Genomic DNA, 18333 nt, shown 5'->3' with positions numbered 1-18333 from the left:
GTGGTACATGTTATTACGTAGGTATGGTGATGAGAAACGTCGTGCCTTTACCTTTTTCACTCTCGACTTCGATCGTCCCTCTCACTTTATTAATGGTACTGTAGACCATGAGCATACCCAGGCCCGTTCCCTCCGCTTTGGTCGAATAATACGGCTTGCCTAGACGCGATATTTCCTCTCTTGTCATGCCGATTCCCGTATCCTGAATACGGATCATAATGTTTTGCTTCCTCTCCGATATATCAATGACTAGGGTCCCTCCGCCCTTTTCCTTCATCGCTTCAATGCCGTTCTTGTATAAATTGATGAAGCATTGCTGGATTTGGTTACGGTCATAGTGTTTATTCAGCGAGTTATTAAAACTGAACTGGACCTCCACTTTATGTATGGAGGCGTATGGCATGATAATATTCTTGGTATACTCTAACTCCGCACTCATGTTGGAATAAACCATGTTTTCGGACTGCGGCTTAGCGAATGAGAGATAATCACTGACTATTTTTTCCGCCCGCTGGAGTTCCTGTAAAGATAATTCCACGTATTCTTTTTCCACCTGAGTGATGGTTTTTGACTTATTTAACAGCTGCAGAAAACCACTTGTCACCGTAAGCGGATTCCTGATCTCGTGTGATACGCTCGCCGCCAGCTCGCTGACGACATTTAATCTTTCCGATTGCATGATCCGGTCGCGGTTCTGAATATTGGTAATGATCTTTTCTATTAGAATCATGATAATGCTCATCACCCCAACATGCGTCGTTAAGGCATTAAGGGTGAGCATCCAGAATTGTTTGTCCAGTGCGCCTTTCGCAAAGCTTAATGTAAACAGATAAAATCCGATGGTAAGGAAAGAAGCAAGGGTTGCCCATAGGATTCGATCCCTGGAGTGCAGCTTCACAAATTTTTTGCTGAAAAAAGGTACGATGATCATGACCGTTGTCGAGAAAAGAAAAGACTGCACCGTGCCTCCCCCGCCCACATAGAAACGGTAGATATTGAGAATCACATAAAGCGGGAATACGTTCTTGTATCCTCCGAAAAGAGCCACGATAATAAACGGAATGTATCTTAAATCAAATATAAATCCGATTTCGAGTTTAATAGGCCTGGCAATGCAGAGACTCATCGTCACTGCCGATAGTAAAACAAGAATCTTTTGATTATAAGATTGCGTTTTGTGCTCAAAGAAAATAAGAAAAGCGACTACCGGTAACAGTAAAAACAAGAAATTCAAAAGCAAAGTTTCAAACAAGAGATAACTTCCTTTCGGCCCCATTACGCAGAAAAATCTTTGTCAGGTTTTAGGCTATACTATAGAAGATTACGCTAATCGAGCGTTATAAGTAAAGTTAAACCTTATGGAATATTCTGACCCTTTTTGAAAAGCAAAAAAAGCATCGGTGGATGCACTAAGGGTTGTCGCTCACCATCGCAAACATGAAAAAGGAAGTGACCTATGTTTCCTACATTAGAAACGGAACGATTACGGCTTAGAGAATTATCCGACGAGGATGCGCCAGCGGTTTTGCATTGTTTTTCCGATGCCGAAGTTTTACGTTACTATGGGCAAAAACCATTGACCAGCATTGAACAGGTCAAACAAATCATTGAGCATTTTTCGAGAAGTTTCGAAGAAAAACGGGGAATCAAGTGGGGCATCGAGCTCAAAGCCGAAGGGAATATCATCGGGACCATCGGGCTTCAAGAGTGGTCTTCTGAGCATCAGAGAGCAGACATAAGCTATGCGCTTTTTCCGGAAGCATGGGGCAAGGGATATGCCAAGGAAGCGGTGAGCCAAGTCATATCATTCGGTTTTGATGAGCTTCGCTTGAAACGCATCGGAGCGGTTGTTTTCGTGGAGAATCATGCTTCCAATCGTTTATTAACGAATGCAGGTTTTGTGAAAGAGGGAACTTTGAGAAATTATATGTACCAAAATGAAGTCCCCTACGATACTCATATCTATTCTTTGTTGAAGACCTATTAAAAAAGCCTGTATTCATCCTTATATAGAAAGCATGCATGGCATGTACCCGATACAGATCACTGGATTCGAGTATAATAGACAAGTATACGATAGATGCACGGCGAAGCTCTGTATGTATAGCATTTCGAATATAGCGTAGAAGAGGTTAAAGATGAGCGAGAAGCATTTTACAGATTATCGATTAAGTGAAGAGATTGTGAGAGCACTGCATAGTTTGGGCTATGAGACTCCTACAGAGGTCCAGAAAGAGGTCATTCCTGTTGCGCTGGAAAAGAAGGATCTTGTTGTCAAATCGCAAACAGGCAGCGGCAAGACGGCCGCTTACGGTATTCCCCTCTGCGAGTTGGTAGATTGGAACGAGAACAAGCCGCAGGCATTAATCCTGACCCCAACCCGCGAACTCGCGTTGCAGGTCAACGAGGATATAACGAATATCGGGCGCTTCAAGCGGATCAAGGCGACGCCTCTTTTCGGAAAACATCCTTTTCATATACAAAAAGCCGAGTTAAAGCAAAGAACGCATGTCGTGGTAGGGACACCCGGACGTGTGCTGGACCATATTGAACGCGGCACGCTTTCGCTGGATCGGATGGCCTATCTCGTTATTGACGAAGCGGATGAAATGCTGAATATGGGCTTTATCGAGCAGGTGCAGACGATCATACAAGCACTGCCCCGTGAGCGAGTTACCATGTTATTCTCCGCTACGTTTCCGGAGGATGTAGCTCAATTGTCGCGCAACTATATGGACGACCCTGTCCAAATCGAGATTCAAGCAAGCGGCCTGACGACAGCGACGATTGAGCATGCTCTGATTCAGGTGAAGGAGTCGGACAAGCTGGTATTGCTCCAGGATCTGTTCATCGTGGAGAGCCCCGACAGCTGTATCGTTTTCTGTCGGACGCAGGAGCATGTCGATCAACTATTCCGAGAAATGGCCGAACTTGCCTATCCATGTGACCGTATTCATGGCGGGATGGAGCAGGAAGAGCGGTTCGAGGTCATGAATGCGTTCAGAAGAGGGCAATTCCGTTACTTGATTGCAACCGATGTAGCCGCCAGAGGTATTGATATCACGAACATTACCCATGTCATCAACTATGATATTCCGCTTGAGAAGGAAAGCTATGTTCACCGTACAGGACGTACGGGACGTGCAGGCAAAGCAGGTAGAGCGATCACGCTCGTCACGCCGAGGGATGATAAGCGATTAGCTGAGATTGAAGCGTATATTGGCTTTGAGATTCCGAAGGTGAAAGCTCCTTCCGAAGAGGAAGTGGATCGCCATAGAGAAGAGTTTGAAAAGAAACTCAAGTTTAAGCCTGAGCCGAAAAAGGATAAGCGCGAGCAATTAAACAAGCAGATTATGAAACTTAACTTCAATGGTGGTAAGAAGAAGAAGCTTAGAGCCGTGGACTTCGTCGGCACCATCGCCAAGCTAGACGGGGTAACCGCCGACGATATCGGAATCATAACGATTCTTGATTTTGTGACTGACGTGGAAATTCTGAACGGCAAAGGGCCGCTTGTGCTTGAGCTGATGCAAAACACCACGGTCAAAGGCAAGCAGTTAAAAGTCCGCAAAGGAAAAAGGTAATTTTCATGTCGTATATGCCCTGCGTATGAAGAAGTATACGTAGCGCAAAGAGAAGAGCCCCCGCATCATGCAGGGGCTCTTCTTTCATATCGCTCTATTCCCTTTTCTCCTACCCAATCCTCACTTGGAAGTATCCGATTTCGAGGTATTAGCGCTGTCTGAACCTGAATTGTCTCCATTTTGACTGGTTGAACCGCTTTGACCGGCAGCACCGTTTCCAGCTGATCCATCCTTACCACGGCCTCCACCTGGCCCGCCTTGCCCACGTCCGCCGCCAAAGCCGCCTCCGCCGGTTGTCAGGCCGGATTCATTGACGTAAGTGACCGTGTCACCCAGTTTAAAGCTGACGATTTTCGTGCCGCCTGTAAGCTTGCCCTTCTCATACAGTCCACCCTTCGTTGTACCCGTGGACGTCCCGCCCGTATAAAAGGTGTACGTCTCTCCAGCCTTCAGATCCGGCGTGGAAACCACGATATTCTGGATGGATTTGGCCGGAGCAAAGCTCAGGACCGGCGTACCTTTGCTGTCTGCCAGCGTAACCAGCGTGCCGGCCTTCAGCGTGCTCGGGAACGTCATCATTACTGATCTTTGCGAAGAAGATTCGGATGTCGCCTGTGCCATGCCAGAGCTTCCGGCTGCGACCAGCAGACCGCCGGACTGCTCGAATGTGCCGTCATAGTCTAAAGCGCCGTTTCCGCCCATCGTTGGGCCATTCACCAGTACGGTCCCGCCGGTCATCTCGATGGAGCCGTTGGCGTCGAGTCCGTCCCCTTCCGCATCGACGGTCAGATATCCACCGCTGATGGTAAGCTTCGCGGTGCCGGCGCTTCCTCCCGGTCCGCCAGGCATTCCCTGTCCCCCTGCCGGTGGTTGCTGACCTTGGGCTTGGTCACCAGATGGGGTCTGATTAGCCGATTGAGCCTGATTCGTCTGCGATGAAGCCGCTCCCGATTGCGTCTTGTTAGACTGCGTCTTGCTGCCGTTCGTTTGAGCCTGATCTTCAGGCGGCGTTTGTCCCGGCATGCCTTCAGGCCGCTCGCCGCCAAACATGCCGCCCGGTCCCTCCTCACTGCCGCTGCCATCCGACGCATTCACGCCGTCATCGCTGGAAACGACGTGCACTTCTCCGCCGGAGATGTTGATATCCGCGGCCTCAATGCCTTCGTAGCTTTGCTTGACGTTCACGGTTCCGCCGGAAATAACGATCGATACGTCGGCATGAATGCCGTCATCGCCCGTGGTAAGAGCCCATTGGCCGCCGGAAACCAGAATGCTGCCATTGCTGTGCACGGTATCATCAGCCGAATCGATGCTAAACGTTCCGTCCGAAACCGCAATGCCCTTTTCGGCTTTGAGCCCTTTCATGCTCTTGGAATCGCTCTCCTCATTGCCTGCTTGCGCAGCATCCGTACCGGTTGCAGTAGCGCTGTCTTCAGCCGCTGTCTTGTCCTTCCCTTGAGAACCCGCGGAATCCTTGGCCGCTGCCGCGTCCTTTGAATCCGCAGCCGAACCACTTCCCGTGCCCTGCGCTTCCTTCTGCCCGCTTAGCGTTCCGGTTCCGGGCTGGCCGCCGAAATCAGGACGCCCCATCGGCATCTCCTCCTGATGCGGCTCCGCGTTCGCGCTTCCGCCGCCGTTCACCATGTCGAAGGTACCTCCATCGATCAGGAGTGAAGCCGACGCCTGGAATCCATCGCTGCCGGATTCGATTTGGAACGTGCCACCCTCGATCAGCAGGTATCCTTTGTCCTTGTCGCCGTCATAGGTCGTCTTGAAGCCGTCCCCGCCAGCGTTCACATGAATGGCACCCGCCTTGACGGCAGCCAGGTCGCGGCCGATGATACCGTCATCGGCTGCATTGACGTTGAGGGTGCCGCTGACAATTTTCAGATCGTCCTTGCTCGTAATGCCGTCCTTATAATTCCCCTGCACGGTCAGCTTGCCCGCGCCGTTGATCGTCAGATCTTCCTTGCTGAAGAGGGCCGCCGTCGGGGCATCCTCCGATGTGTCCGCATAGGTTTTGCCGTCCGACAGGGTGTTGTTCGTTTCTTTGTTCAGCGTCAGCACGGTTTTGCCGGCCTTTTTGACCTGAATGGCAGGGCCGTCAGAGCTAATAATTTGCGCGCCGTTCAGCACCAAGTGCACGAGATCATCCTTACCCGCATCCACCACGATGCTGCCGTCCGTCAGCTTGCCGCTGACCACGTACGTTCCCGCCGAGGAAATCGTCACATCGCCGCCGCTGGCCTTCGCGCCATCCCCGGTAACAGTCGCACTCGTACCGTTCAGCGTAATCGTCGTTGAGTCGTCGGCTTTCCATTCGGCGGTGGTGTCATCGTTATCATACTCCACCAAATCCTTGATTTTGAGCCCTGCCAGCTTGGCATTGGCCGCACTCGCATCCACCGTGGCCGTGTCTGTCTCGGCCCCCGTCGCCGCCGTGCCTTCAGATGTCGTACTGCTTGCTGCATTGGTCGTGCAGCCGGAGGCCAGCATAGCCGACAAAATCAGAATCGACGCAAATTTTGTTTTATAAGATGGTTTCATTCGTATAACCTCTTTTCGTTTAATATTCCTGCACCGCAGGGTTCATCGTCAGGGTAATGTCCAGGTTCCCGTTACGGGTCCGGATGTCATCCAGAAATTCCTTTTGGTTCGTGCCGGGCCCCATTTTGATCGAATACACGATTTCATACAGGCTGCCGAGCTCGGTCGTTTTGACTTTTTTCAGCTCATAATCGACGCGATGCGTGCGGAACACCTCTTCGAACGCTTCCTCGTACCCCAAATTTTCCGGAATGGTAACCTTCAACGTTTTGAGGGCGTCTTTTCTTGCCCCGAAATTGATCAGCTTCAGAACGTACATCAACGCGCAGAGGATAATCGTGAACAGCACGGCATAACCGAACGCGCCGACGCCGGCAGACAGTCCGGCCGCCATGGAGAACAGCACGTAAGAGATGTCCTTGGAGTCCCCAGGCGCGCTCCGGAAACGGATGATCGAGAACGCTCCGGCCAGGCTGAAGGCTCTTGCGATATTGCTGCCGATCAGCATGATGATGATCGCCACAATCGCGGGAAGCACCATCATCGTCAAGGTGAAGCTCGGGGAATAGGCCGGCTGTGTTTTCATATACGTAAAGCTGATAATGGCACCGAGCACGATGGCAACCGCCAATGTCAAAAGCGCATGCGATAAAGATAGGCTCGTGTCCGCAGCGGACGAAGCAAAAATGGATTCAATCATAAAACAACTCTCTCCCTTTCAACGATTGGTGCATTTCGAATCGATTTTTTATATTCATTGCCATACTTGGAGAAGCTCGTGCGGTACATCTGATGGTCGGATAGCATCTTAGATAGCCACACCGGAATGGTCTTCTCGGCTTTGACCTCCATCAGCCACTGGCCCCGCTCTATCAGCTGATCGCCATAATCGCCGGCCTCGAGCCTCAGATCATAGCGCCGCGAGCGAATATTGGTGTCAAAGGTAATCCGCAGATCCCGGTTGCCCTTGCAGAACAATGCGATGCGATCGTACGCCAAGTAAACCATGGGTTGCAGCTCGTACCGGCTCAGAAAATACTCAATCTCGCGGATCACCTGCTGATTCATGCCTTTGCGGTACGCAGGGGCTTCTCCGGTCCGAGCAAACTCATAGGCTTCATTTAGTCTGAGCGACGTTCTTCTTTTGTTGACCAGGCCGAACACCTTTTTCTTCAGCTCCAGGTATACCTTGGCATCGCTGCCCGGCACGCCGTAAGACCGGATCCGCAGCTTCTCCCTGTATTTGGGCTTGGCCAAACTGGTGCGAATCAGCGAGTGATGCTCCGTGTCGTAATACAGGTTGCTGATGGTATAGAACTTGTCATCCTTGTTGTTTTCATCCGGTTCCATATATGCCATCAAGTCATTGTAAATGTTGTAAAAAGCCTTCGTGTCCATCAAATACTTGTTTTCATAACGGTTGAATACTTCAATCGCCATCGATTCTTGACGCTCCTTTCGCTGATACGGATTGTTCTTATTGCCCTTCCATGTCTGTAGCTTAAAGCCCGAACCTTTAACGAAGCTTAAACACAGGGATAACACTCCGTTAACATTCGGATGATATAACGCACACACCCTGATATGTACGGAAAAGAAGAGCCAAATTTTATTTTTGCAAGAAGCTGCTTTTCATGGAAAAGCGTGCCGATAATCGGGAAGATTAAGGTTGATTAAAGGTTCGCTTCCTATAATGGGCATGCAACACCGTTTCATGACGGGATGAAGGAGAATAAAGCCATGCGCATATTAATCGTTGAAGACGAGGTGCATCTCTCGGAGGCACTGACCCAAATATTGAAAAAAAACCATTATTCCGTAGATGCCGTTCTCGACGGCCAGTCGGGACTGGACAACGCCCTCACCGGAATCTACGATCTGCTGCTGCTCGACATCATGCTGCCGGAAATGGATGGAATTACGCTGCTGAAGACGCTCCGCTGCGAAGGCATCGCGACTCCAGTCATTATGCTCACCGCCAAAGGCGAGATCTCAGATACCATTACCGGACTGGATTGTGGCGCGGACGACTATATCGCCAAACCCTTTTCGACGGGAGAACTGCTGGCCCGTATCCGGGCAGCCCTGCGGCGCAAGGGTGAGGTGATCCCGGAAGACGGCTTGAAGTTCGGCGATATCGAGCTGAATACCTCGACCCTGAAGCTGAGCTGCAAAGGTAAAGAGCTGAAGCTGATTCTGAAGGAGAGCGAGCTGCTGGAGCTGTTGATCACGAGGAAGCAGGCGGTAACGTCCAAAGAGCAGATGATCGAGAAGCTGTGGGGTTTTGATTCGGAGGCCGAACACAACAACGTGGAGGTATACATTTCTTTTCTGCGGAAAAAGCTGGCTTTTTTGAATGCATCGGTGCGGATTAGCACCATCCGGGGCGTGGGTTATGTACTGGAGGCTGGCCTCTAATGTTCCAAAAACTGCGCAACCGCTTCCTGTTGATGAACATGGTCATCATCTCGATCATCATGCTGGTGGCCTTCGCGACGATCTACACGATTACGTATCAAAATGTGCGCCGCGACATCGAGATGAACCTGCAGCGAGTATCGGATTTTTACCATAAAGATGGGGGGCCCGGCCGTCAAGGGGCGCTTGGGAATGGATCCTCCCGAACTCCGGTCGGCGAACCTTCGGACGAAGACCTGCCCGAGGAGGGGTCCAATTTGTCCAAGCCGCGGACAGGCGGACAAAACCCTCCACCCGAGCTGTCGGTTTCCTTTGCTTTGCAAACGGATCGGAAATGGAATCTGCTGTCGGTCAATTCCCGGTTCGATATGGATGATGACTTCTATGAGGATGCGAGGGATGAAGCCGTCCAGGACCCGGACAATGACGGCCAATTCACGCTTGAAGACACACGGTGGGCCTATACCGTGAAGAAGGGAGCGGAAGGTTATACGATCGTGTTTCTGGACATCACCGCGCAGCTGAAAATAATCACTACCCTGATCTACGCCTTTTCCATCGTTGCCCTGGTGATGCTGGCGGTCATCTATCTGACGAGCCGCTATTTCGCCAATCGCTCGATCACGCCGGTCAAGGAAGCCTTTGATAAACAAAAGCGATTTATCGCCGATGCCTCTCATGAGCTGAAAACGCCGCTGGCGGTCATCAACACCAATGCCGACGTGCTTCTGGCCAACAGCGAGGAGACCATCCAGTCGCAGTCCAAGTGGCTGCATCGTATCAAGTCGGAGACCGAACGCATGAAGACGCTCACGAACGATCTCCTGTACCTCACCCAAATGGACGATGCCCGAACTCAGAGAATATTCGTTCCGTTTAACCTGAGCGAAGCTGTGGAAAGCATAATTCTGACCATGGAGGCCGTTATTTTCGAAAAGGATATCTCGTTCACCTACGATATTGAACCGAATCATAGAATGACGGGGAGCAGCGAGCAGATCAAACAGGTCGTGATGATCTTACTGGATAATGCCATCAAATACGCCAATCCGAAAGGCTCTATCCATCTCGATTTGAAAAAACAGCATAACCATCTGCTGATGACCGTGAGCAATACGGGCGAGGGAATCGCTCCGGAACACTTGGACCGTATCTTTGACCGCTTTTACCGGATTGATTCGGCCCGTTCGCGTAAGAACGGCGGCTACGGACTGGGACTTGCGATCGCCAAATCGATCGTGGAGCAGCATAAGGGGAAAATTTACGCGAAAAGCGTGCCCAAGGAAAAGACGAGTTTTTACGTGCAGTTGGGTTGACGTAGAAAAGCAGCCGCTCCCCGCAGACACTCCGGCTAGCCGACGCCAAAAAAGGGCACCTTAAGGGGTGCCCTTTTCCTTTTCTCCAACGATAGTGAATCCTTTGAATTAAATTACTGCCCTTCCCGGTCTGCCATCTGCTGCTGGGCAAGCCGGATCATTTCGCGCACCATGGACCCGCCGATTTTGCCGCCGATCTGCCCGGCTGACTCGGTCGTCAACTCTCCATTGCCGCCCGGCTTCAGCGGAACTCCCAATTCCTTGGCCACTTCGTATTTCACGTCATCCGGACGGCTTGGATCCACGTCATAGCCCTCGCGTTTCATCACTTCGGTTTTGAAGGCCTGCATCCCGCGCTCGGCTCCCGGCACTGCGTATTTTCGGTTTCTTCTGGACATGGCTATGCACACTCCCCAAACATGTTTTCAGTTAACATGCCCAGAGTCGGCAGCATCCATCCGCAGGTGATCTTTACATTCCGTTATGCATACCGCGAAAGAACCGCTTGGTATACACTCTTGGGCCGGAGTCCAACCAATTTGTCCACGGGCTCCCCATTATGAAACACGATGACGGTCGGCGTACCCATGACGCCGAATTGCGCGGCAATCTCTGGCGACTCGCTACAGTCCACTTTCACGACCGACAGACGATGCTCCTCTTCCCGCTCCATCTCTTCCAGAATGGGGAGCAGCGTTTTGCAGGGCGGGCACCACTGCGTGACAAAATCGACGAACGTCACTTCCTTCTCTTGAATCGCATGCTTAAAATTGGAAGCGTCGATGGTCTGCACACTCATTTTCATTCCTCCCTCTCTTGGCTTGATTGTTCTTCCAAAATCGACTGCATCCGCTCCTCCAGATTAGACTTGATGCTCTGAAGCAATTTGATTTGCTCGTCGATCTCTTTCAGCTTTTCGCGGTATACCGGAACGATTTCTTCGCAGAACGACTCCTTGTTCTTCAGGACGCAGTGCAGAAAACCGGCGATCTGCTCCGTCGACAGGCCGAGATTGAGGTACAATTGAATCGTCCGTACCTGTTCTTCCGCAAACGGCGAGTATTCCCGGTACCCGTTCTCCAGCCGAACCGGCGTAAGCAAGCCTTGCTGCTCATAATAACGAAGTGAGCGGATGCTGACTCCCGTACATGTCGATAGCTCTCCGATCTTCATGGTTCATGCCTCCTGAATTTTCGTTTCGCAATCATTATAAACCGTGACATTAGTGTGAGGGTCAAGAGAAAATCATAAAGTTTGGAACAATAAAAAAACCACCCTAATCAGGAGTGGATTTTTTTAACTTTATTAAGTCAGCTCTTCTGCCCGCAGCTGGCGCTCATTCACTAATCCGCTCATAAAAGCTTCAAAATTCGGAGCCAGCTTCGCGATCTTTTTATTCCCTTTGTCAACGTAAACAACCTCAGGCTCCCCGTCATTCAAGGATTCACGGTAGTCCAGCATCACGATGCCGGACTCGGAAGGACAGTCGCAAATCATGACGCCGATTTCGGGATAGCCGCCGTTTTCAATGACAGACTGGCTGCCGAGTTCGCCGCACAAGGAGTGCTTTTTCTCGAATCCGATCCCTAGAATGCCGGAAATCGTAATAAAAGTCGCTCCCTCGTCAGCAGCTTTAGCTATAGGAAAGCATCGGTTATGGGGAATGCCCCCATTATGTACCTTCATCAGCTCGATATAGGAAGCCGGCAGCTTGAATACAAGCTTTTCTTCCACGGAGGAGATCATCTCGTCCGTAGGCGGTGCAGATACATATCGTTCCAGCGCTTGCGCATTGTCATTCCAAAAGCCTGAACCTTCAACCGGCGTGTCCAAATCGGCAGCGATCACTGGCGACTCTGCAGGGATCACAGCATCCGTTTCCAGGGAAGAATCACCGGACGGATCGTCGGCAGTTTCCTCGTCATGATCTTCTTCATGTTCTTCGTCCGTTTCATCGGAAAGCTTGCTCCGGATATCTTCCAGGAACTCCTGTGTGTCCTCATCCCCGGGATCGAGTTCATGAGCGGCTTCGAATGCTCTAAGCGCTTCCTCATACCGGTCCAGATAATAGTAGGCCAGTCCGATTCGGTAGTGCCAAAGCGGGTCTTCTTTTCCCTCTTCCGCAATCGTTAAGAACTGTTCAACCGCTTCTTCGTACTGCTCCAGGTTGTTCAGCGCTCTTCCCAAATGGCTGACCAGCACATAATCTCGTTCCTCCGCTGGGATCTCCATGATCGCGTCGACGGTTTTGCCGTATTCATCTTCCTCATGCCACGTGTCCAGCTGTGCCAAAAGATCTTCTCTCAACATGCATGCCTCCCACTTTAAGCCTTTTTTCAAGTATAACATTAACCGCAGGACGGTCTCCAGCTTGGAGGTTTTTGCGGAATGCATATGCATTTTTGCAGTACAAGAAGATCCAGTTCCAGCGCTTTTATGGTCTGTCATGACTTTGTCATATAACAAATCCATTTATTAACAAAATAAATAAAGACTCTTCCTCCGTCGGCCCTGTACGGCCTCCTTCGAAACAGCCTTTTTGCTTGCCTTACGCTTTACTATCCCTCTCCGGTTTCCAACCATTCCCTTAGTCGTAAACTCGCCTGCATGCGATCCGTCACATTTAACTTCCGGTACAGGTTGCTGATATAATTGCGAACCGTTCCCTCCGATAGATACAGCGCCGCGGCAATATCATTGTTGCTCTTCCCCTCGATCATCAGCTCGGCAATATCCCGTTCACGTTCGGTCAGTCGGATTTTCTGCTGGTTCGCCAAGGTGCGGGATGGAAAATGCATTTCCATCTGCGACATTCGTTTCGCCAGTTTCGAAGCCACAGCCATCGGCAGGATAAACTGTCCTGACACCGTATCGCGGATCGCGGCGAGCATTTTATCCGTGTCCATGTCTTTTAGAATATACCCGTTCGCCCCGCTCGCCAGTCCGTCAATAATATAATGGTCATCAAGAAAGGTGGTCAGGATCAAAATATGGATATCGGGACGGCTTTCTTTAATTTGTTTGAGCGCGGCAATCCCGTCCATCTGAGGCATTTGAATATCCATCATGACGAGATCCGGCCTTAGTTCCTCAGCCAATCCGCAAACTTCTATTCCGTTGTTGGCTACGCCAACGACCTCCATGTCCTCTTCCAAATCCAAAATGGTTCTGAGTCCTTCTCTAATCATCATTTGGTCATCCGCTATCAGAATCCGTATCATTCTCGGATCATCTCCATTCACTCGCAATTCAATGCATCCAAGCCTCAAGGCATGGAATAAGGCAAATTCAGACGCAGAAGACAGCCCTTGCCCGGCTCCGAATCCACATACAGCGTGCCCTTGAGCTGCTTGACACGCTCACGCATCATTTTGAGGCCGAATCCCATGTCGATCCGACTTGCGCCCAAGCCGTTATCCGCCAATCGAAACTGCACGGAAACACCGTCGTCGCGCAGGCTGAAGCTGAACTCGCTGCTCTTTCCGTGCCGTATTCCATTCGTTAGTCCCTCCTGCAACGCATGGTAGATGACCTTCTTTTGCATAAGGGATAAATGCTCCACGGGATCGATGACCGCATGAATGCTCACGCCCGCATTTCTCTCCGTATCCGAGATCATCAGGTGCATCGCGTCTTCGAGCTCGTAATATTTATCCTCCTTCAACATGTGGACAGAGTTGCGAATTTCGCTCAGGCTGTGACGGACCGAATTCTGCGCCTCCTGCAGCCGCACCCGTGCACTGTCCATATCTCGATCCAACAGCCGTTTGCCCGCTTCGATCTGCAGGATCGTCGACGTCAGCGTATGGCCCACGATATCGTGAATTTCTTGGGCGATCCTTGTCCGTTCAGCGTAAATCGTCGCTTCCGCCAAGGCTTCAGACGTAATTTGCATCGATTTCTCCAAACTTCGCGTCCGCTCTTCCACCTCAGCCTCCAGGTTATTTTTTAAATACTGGATTCCTGTATACAGCTTGGCATTATCAATGGAAATAGCGCACTGCGAACTCAGGAGCCGGAGTACATCGAGCCTCGCCTTGGTAAACATGCCCGTCGATAAATTGTTCTCCATATAGAGCAGGCAGATCAGCTTGTTCTGATGCATGATGGGTAGACACAGAACCGACCGGATATCCCTACCCCGAATATATTCGCTCCGTTTAAACGCATCGCTTCCTTGGGCATCGGAGAGCACCACTTCTTCTCGCGTTCTGACAGCATATCCAATAATCGACGTCGGGACGAGGTGACCGGCTGCCTCAAGCGGGATGGATTCCACATACAGTTTCTCCATGGTCCCATATGCCTCGACGAACCACTGATCCTCATTTTCAAAAATAAGCGCCCCATACTCGGCCCCCGCGTTTTGCAGCATGATGCCAAGCAGCTTGTCCATCAATCGGTTCATTTCCATTTCACTGGATAACGCCTGGGCAGAGATGGCCACGGATAGATAGTCCATGCGTTCCAAGTCCGTATCCTGCTTGATATTTAGCAAATGCCCGTATTTCCCCTGCAAATCTTCCGCTTTCGCCAGCGCCCCCCATTTCAGGTACATTTCGTAAGATTCGTTCATGTACAGCTTGGCGATCATGGATTTGCCGTTACGAATACCATACTGAGCGAAGCATTCGGCTATGATGGCCGCATCATGCAGATAACCCCGCCGATGGGCGGCGGCCAAGGCTTCCTCATATTGCCGCTCGGCCGTGCGATGATTGCGTTTCAGTTCGGATAGCGCCGCCTTGGCCAGCAAATATTTGTGCGCGTTCATCTCCGGGCACCTACGGGCCAAGCCTCTCAGCTTCTTCACGCATTGGCGTATGGTAGGCAGAATCGTTCGTTTCTCCTGCGGACTTCCTGCTTCATAGCGCTTTTTCATCACCAAGACGCGGTAAAAGCAGAACCCGGATGGGTCCCCCTCATTCATTTTCTTATGCGAGTTGTGCTCTAGCGCCTCATATGCCCCCTGAATATCGCCGAATAAATATCTCGTAATATATCGATAGATATCCATATATTCCTGCAAAACCATCCGGGAACCTTCACTCAGATGATCATAGAAGGACGGTGCTTCTATATCCGTTCCCTGAAAGGGATTATCGTTGGGACGGTAACCCGTTAACCGCGAGATCAGCTCGTTGAATATGGCTGCCTGTTTCCAATGAAGACGATGCTCATTCCGCATAGAATCTGCCGAATGGGAAATGAGTCTGGCATAAATTTCGTTCAGCGGATGCCCGAATTCAAACAACAGCGCACCATTGATCAGGACGCTCTGATTGGCATGCCACAAATCTACTTTCTGCAAAACGCTTTGGTTTAGATCTTCGGCAAAACGAAGCATCAGTTTCGGCTCATACCTCATCCAGCTATGATAGCAAAGGGAAAATGAATTGCTTGCCTGCGCATATAACTTTGGATCGGGCTTCGAAACCTCGCACGCCAGTATCCCCCATTTGTAGGCATCTTCATATCGGTGGAACTGGTAATTCAGCAAAATGGCGTAACCCGCAAATCCGATCGAGGCCTCCGGCGTCAGCCCTTCGTCGATCGTCATCTCAAGGATCGTGAAGATCGCCGATAGCCAGCTGCTCTCATTCAAGGAAAAGCAGGCAGTTGACATATAGACGAGCACGGACATCACCAGCTTATGGCGTTCATTTATCATAGGCGGAAGCGATGCCATCGCATCGACAGGATGCTTGCGGAGCTTCCTGCGGATTTTGAGGCCGTGGGATAGCAGCTGAAGCGGGCTTGGTCTCAAATTGCAAGTCATGCCGAGCCATTCCAAACATCGTGAGCCTAAATTTCGGGCTTCTTCATACTGATCCCGATTCAGCTCGAGCCGAATCAGCATAACGCCAATTTGCACCCGGTCCAGATCGCCAGGCGCTTTTTCCAGCAGCAGGCGATATAATTCATGGGCGCAATCGAGCTGGTCGCATAGAAATTCCACTTCGGCTCTTTCACTATAGACTTGGTAACTTAAATCGTAACAAGACGACCAGCATGAGGCATCCAGAAGCTCCGTCGCCAGCCGCAAGTAAACCTGCGCCCTTTCATACGCTCCCAATTGTTTGGCCTTAAGGCCGGCCTCCAGATTCAGATGAACGAGCTCCCGTCCTTTTCCCTGGTAAATGACCATGTCCGAAGCTTGATTTAAATGCTCCAGAACCTCGAAAACATCGATCACTTCGCCAGAATCTTTCCGGTGATTCATCAACCAACCGATATTGTAATGCAGTTCCAACCGTTCCTTGTCGGAGAGCATCCCCTTCGACAACTGACGAATGCGGTCATGCTGAAAAATATAGCTTTTTCTGGCTCCCGGCACCGGCTCAAGCAGCCGCATGTCCACGACATGCCGTGCCCAATCCAGGCCCTCCTCGGCTCCAAGTCCCGTAAGGATGGATAGAGCCTCCAAATCGAACCGCTTCCCCAGCATCGATGCTTGCGCGAGAATCCGCAACAACCGATCCGGCATTTCCCTCATCAAGCCCGTTAACGTTGCTGCCGCCTGATCCGGAATATTCCATTCCGCAATCTGTCCTAAGTCCCACTCCCATATCCGGTTCCGCTCATCGAAATAAATGAGCTTCACTTCCAGCAGTTCCTGTAAAAATTGCTTGAGAAACAGAGGATTTCCCTCCGTCTTATGCAGCAGTACATCAATGAAGGGGTCGAGCCGCTCCGACGTATCGCGTATCATGGGCCCAAGCATCTGCTTGATGTCGGCATGATCATATCTTGCCAGATGGAGCTGCTCCATCTCCGTGCGCGTACGGCGGTCCCGGAGCATGGTGATCAACCGCCTTAACGGATGCTGCGAGGTTACCTCATGATCCCGATAAGCGCCTGCAATCATTAAAGATTTGGTCTTCCCAATCAGCAGATGGCTTAAATACCGGAAGGAGGCTTCATCGGCCCATTGCAAATCATCCAAGAACACGACCAGCGGCTGATCGTTCGCGAAAAACAGCCGGAAAAAGCGATCCAGTGCGAGATGAAGCGCAGCTTCATCCTTCGCCCGCGGCATCTCCCTTACAGCCTCAGATGCCGCCGCCTGCTCGCCCATCAGCAATTTCAACCGCGGAACCCAATCGATCAACAGTTGTCCGCCGTATCCCTCCAGCGCATCGATGACCCTTAACCTCCATACTTCCACTTCAAGCTGATTGGACGCGAGCAAGAGCGATACCAGCTGCTCAATGACCCGTTTCCAAAGCGCAAAAGGCTGCCCAAGTGCCGCAGAATCGGCCTGTACGACAACCAATATGGCCTCGGGAGGTATTTCTTTGCGGAGCGTTTCGACGATCAAAGCCGTTTTGCCGATTCCGGCTTCTCCGCTCACCCAGACAGCTGCTGCAGCTCCCGCAAGCGCCTTATTCATGACTTGAATCAAGACTTGTTGTTCTCGTTGCCTGCCGAATAACCCCTCCGGCATCATCCATGATTCCGACACGTCGCGGCTCGCTATTGGAAATGCCTGCACTCTGCCCGTAATTCTCAGCTGAATGAGACAATCCTCCAAATCTGATTTCAGGCCGTACGCGCTTGCATACCTGGCCTCAGGCATTTTTTCCATGCATTTATGAACCATGTCCGAAACGATCCTAGGGATGGAATTGTTAACTTCATGGATCGGTGCTGGCGTAACGGCTAAATGATGGTGCACCCAATCCAGCGCATTGAGCGACGAAAACGGATGAACGCCGGCAAACCATTCATATAGGATGACCCCTAAAGTGTATAGATCGGAACGTTGGCTGGCCGCCATCCCGGTCCTTCCCGTCAGCTCCGGTGACAGATAAGGAAGAACGGAGTCCGATCTGCCCGATTTGGCTAGCGCGGGATCCTGCTCGCCCCCATCCACTTTCGTACTGCACGCTTCCAAATGGATGAATTTCGCTTCCGCAAAGTTATCGCCAATCAGCAGGTGCATGGGCGTGATTTCATTAAGCAAAATATGCTCCTGATGAATATGGCGAATAGCTTCTACGACAGCCGTCGCGATTTCAATCAGAGCCGGAAGCTTCAAGACCTGTCTTTCGGACTTCATCAGCTGCAAAAGCGTGGTTCCGCGAAAATCCCGGCAAAATAGCACGGGTTTATGATCGATGATCTCCAGCCGAAGTGGCTCCAGCGCCGCTCGCCCTTTCAGCTTCAACAGCTGTTCATACTCATGCTGAAAAGAATCCACCCTGCTCGGACCGGCGTACGAATCGCTTGTCGTCTTGGCGATCATTCTGAAATGATCTTCTATACGTTGCACTCGATATAAGCTGACTTCATCATTACTCCCCAGCTCTTCGATAACCTGGTATCCTGCTTGGCCCCACATGACCCCGTCCGCCCCCATAGCTATGTATTCACTTCATCATAACAAAGCTTGAATTTTCGATAAACACAGGTTATTCAAAATAAGTTAAAATAACATCATATTAGCTAGAATTAGATACTTCATT

14 protein-coding genes are annotated in these 18333 nt (G+C 50.8%); 4 read left to right on the top strand and 10 right to left on the bottom strand.

Translation table 11 applies throughout. The features are described 5' to 3' along the window. Nucleotides 1–13: 13 nt before the first annotated feature. Nucleotides 14–1252: an ATP-binding protein gene (locus GRF59_RS22145; RefSeq protein WP_160499897.1), complete on the bottom strand. Its 1239-nt coding sequence runs from the start codon at nt 1250–1252 to the stop codon at nt 14–16. Nucleotides 1253–1456: 204 nt separating this feature from the next. Here GRF59_RS22145 and GRF59_RS22140 point away from each other — a divergent pair, with 204 nt between their 5' ends. After that, complete coding sequence (locus GRF59_RS22140; protein WP_160499896.1) at nt 1457–1987, top strand: GNAT family N-acetyltransferase; 531 nt, start codon at nt 1457–1459, stop codon at nt 1985–1987. Nucleotides 1988–2138: 151 nt separating this feature from the next. Then, nucleotides 2139–3584 carry a DEAD/DEAH box helicase gene (locus tag GRF59_RS22135; RefSeq protein ID WP_160499895.1) on the top strand — a complete coding sequence of 482 codons (1446 nt, stop codon included), beginning with the start codon at nt 2139–2141 and terminating at the stop codon, nt 3582–3584. Between the two features lie 120 nt (nt 3585–3704). On the opposite strand, the gene GRF59_RS22130 is transcribed toward GRF59_RS22135, so the two are convergent. The 3 genes from GRF59_RS22130 to GRF59_RS22120 are packed head-to-tail and all read right to left on the bottom strand — an operon-like array spanning nt 3705 to nt 7571. Continuing rightward, a complete protein-coding gene (locus GRF59_RS22130) occupies nt 3705–6131 on the bottom strand; it encodes a carbohydrate-binding domain-containing protein (RefSeq protein ID WP_160499894.1) in 2427 nt (808 codons plus the stop codon). Between the two features lie 19 nt (nt 6132–6150). Next, on the bottom strand, nt 6151–6831 hold the full coding sequence (locus GRF59_RS22125; protein WP_160499893.1) for a DUF4956 domain-containing protein: 681 nt from the start codon (nt 6829–6831) through the stop codon (nt 6151–6153). Then, entirely contained in the window at nt 6828–7571 is a 744-nt protein-coding gene (locus GRF59_RS22120) for a polyphosphate polymerase domain-containing protein (protein WP_160499892.1), read from the bottom strand. The genes GRF59_RS22125 and GRF59_RS22120 overlap by 4 nt, the downstream gene beginning before the upstream one ends. A 300-nt stretch (nt 7572–7871) precedes the next feature. Here GRF59_RS22120 and GRF59_RS22115 point away from each other — a divergent pair, with 300 nt between their 5' ends. Continuing rightward, on the top strand, nt 7872–8549 hold the full coding sequence (locus GRF59_RS22115) for a response regulator transcription factor (RefSeq protein ID WP_160499891.1): 678 nt from the start codon (nt 7872–7874) through the stop codon (nt 8547–8549). After that, nucleotides 8549–9865, top strand: a complete 1317-nt coding sequence (locus GRF59_RS22110; RefSeq protein ID WP_160499890.1) for a sensor histidine kinase — start codon at nt 8549–8551, stop codon at nt 9863–9865. Before GRF59_RS22115 ends, GRF59_RS22110 begins: the two co-directional genes overlap by 1 nt. 113 nt (nt 9866–9978) lie before the next feature. On the opposite strand, the gene GRF59_RS22105 is transcribed toward GRF59_RS22110, so the two are convergent. The 6 genes from GRF59_RS22105 to GRF59_RS22080 all read right to left on the bottom strand — a co-directional run bounded on the left by GRF59_RS22105 (nt 9979) and on the right by GRF59_RS22080 (nt 18209). After that, nucleotides 9979–10263 (bottom strand): alpha/beta-type small acid-soluble spore protein, encoded by a 285-nt coding sequence (locus GRF59_RS22105; protein WP_160499889.1) that lies wholly within the window; start codon nt 10261–10263, stop codon nt 9979–9981. An 83-nt stretch (nt 10264–10346) separates the two neighbouring features. Next, nucleotides 10347–10664, bottom strand: a complete 318-nt coding sequence (locus GRF59_RS22100; RefSeq protein ID WP_160499888.1) for a thioredoxin family protein — start codon at nt 10662–10664, stop codon at nt 10347–10349. Between the two features lie 2 nt (nt 10665–10666). Beyond that, entirely contained in the window at nt 10667–11038 is a 372-nt protein-coding gene (locus tag GRF59_RS22095) for a MerR family transcriptional regulator (protein ID WP_160499887.1), read from the bottom strand. A gap of 132 nt (nt 11039–11170) precedes the next feature. Next, entirely contained in the window at nt 11171–12172 is a 1002-nt protein-coding gene (locus GRF59_RS22090; RefSeq protein WP_160500274.1) for an SMI1/KNR4 family protein, read from the bottom strand. Between the two features lie 251 nt (nt 12173–12423). Next, nucleotides 12424–13086 carry a response regulator transcription factor gene (locus GRF59_RS22085; protein ID WP_160499886.1) on the bottom strand — a complete coding sequence of 221 codons (663 nt, stop codon included), beginning with the start codon at nt 13084–13086 and terminating at the stop codon, nt 12424–12426. Between the two features lie 44 nt (nt 13087–13130). After that, nucleotides 13131–18209, bottom strand: coding sequence for an AAA family ATPase (locus GRF59_RS22080; RefSeq protein WP_160499885.1), 5079 nt, complete (start codon nt 18207–18209; stop codon nt 13131–13133). Between the last annotated feature and the right edge of the window lie 124 nt (nt 18210–18333).

The sequence above is a fragment of the Paenibacillus dendrobii genome (assembly GCF_009807035.1).
In the GTDB taxonomy this organism is placed as follows: Bacteria; Bacillota; Bacilli; order Paenibacillales; family Paenibacillaceae; genus Paenibacillus_AQ; species Paenibacillus_AQ dendrobii.
This window is presented reverse-complemented; position numbering and strand designations above follow the sequence as displayed.

Bases quoted from the DNA above. Each gene is read 5' to 3' on its own strand.
- GRF59_RS22140 (WP_160499896.1), top strand. From the start codon at position 1,457: ATGTTTCCTACATTAGAAACGGAACGATTACGGCTTAGAGAATTATCC.
- GRF59_RS22135 (WP_160499895.1), top strand. From the start codon at position 2,139: ATGAGCGAGAAGCATTTTACAGATTATCGATTAAGTGAAGAGATTGTG.
- GRF59_RS22130 (WP_160499894.1), bottom strand. From the start codon at position 6,131: ATGAAACCATCTTATAAAACAAAATTTGCGTCGATTCTGATTTTGTCG.
- GRF59_RS22125 (WP_160499893.1), bottom strand. From the start codon at position 6,831: ATGATTGAATCCATTTTTGCTTCGTCCGCTGCGGACACGAGCCTATCT.
- GRF59_RS22120 (WP_160499892.1), bottom strand. From the start codon at position 7,571: ATGGCGATTGAAGTATTCAACCGTTATGAAAACAAGTATTTGATGGAC.
- GRF59_RS22115 (WP_160499891.1), top strand. From the start codon at position 7,872: ATGCGCATATTAATCGTTGAAGACGAGGTGCATCTCTCGGAGGCACTG.
- GRF59_RS22110 (WP_160499890.1), top strand. From the start codon at position 8,549: ATGTTCCAAAAACTGCGCAACCGCTTCCTGTTGATGAACATGGTCATC.
- GRF59_RS22105 (WP_160499889.1), bottom strand. From the start codon at position 10,263: ATGTCCAGAAGAAACCGAAAATACGCAGTGCCGGGAGCCGAGCGCGGG.
- GRF59_RS22100 (WP_160499888.1), bottom strand. From the start codon at position 10,664: ATGAGTGTGCAGACCATCGACGCTTCCAATTTTAAGCATGCGATTCAA.
- GRF59_RS22095 (WP_160499887.1), bottom strand. From the start codon at position 11,038: ATGAAGATCGGAGAGCTATCGACATGTACGGGAGTCAGCATCCGCTCA.
- GRF59_RS22085 (WP_160499886.1), bottom strand. From the start codon at position 13,086: ATGATACGGATTCTGATAGCGGATGACCAAATGATGATTAGAGAAGGA.
- GRF59_RS22080 (WP_160499885.1), bottom strand. From the start codon at position 18,209: ATGTGGGGCCAAGCAGGATACCAGGTTATCGAAGAGCTGGGGAGTAAT.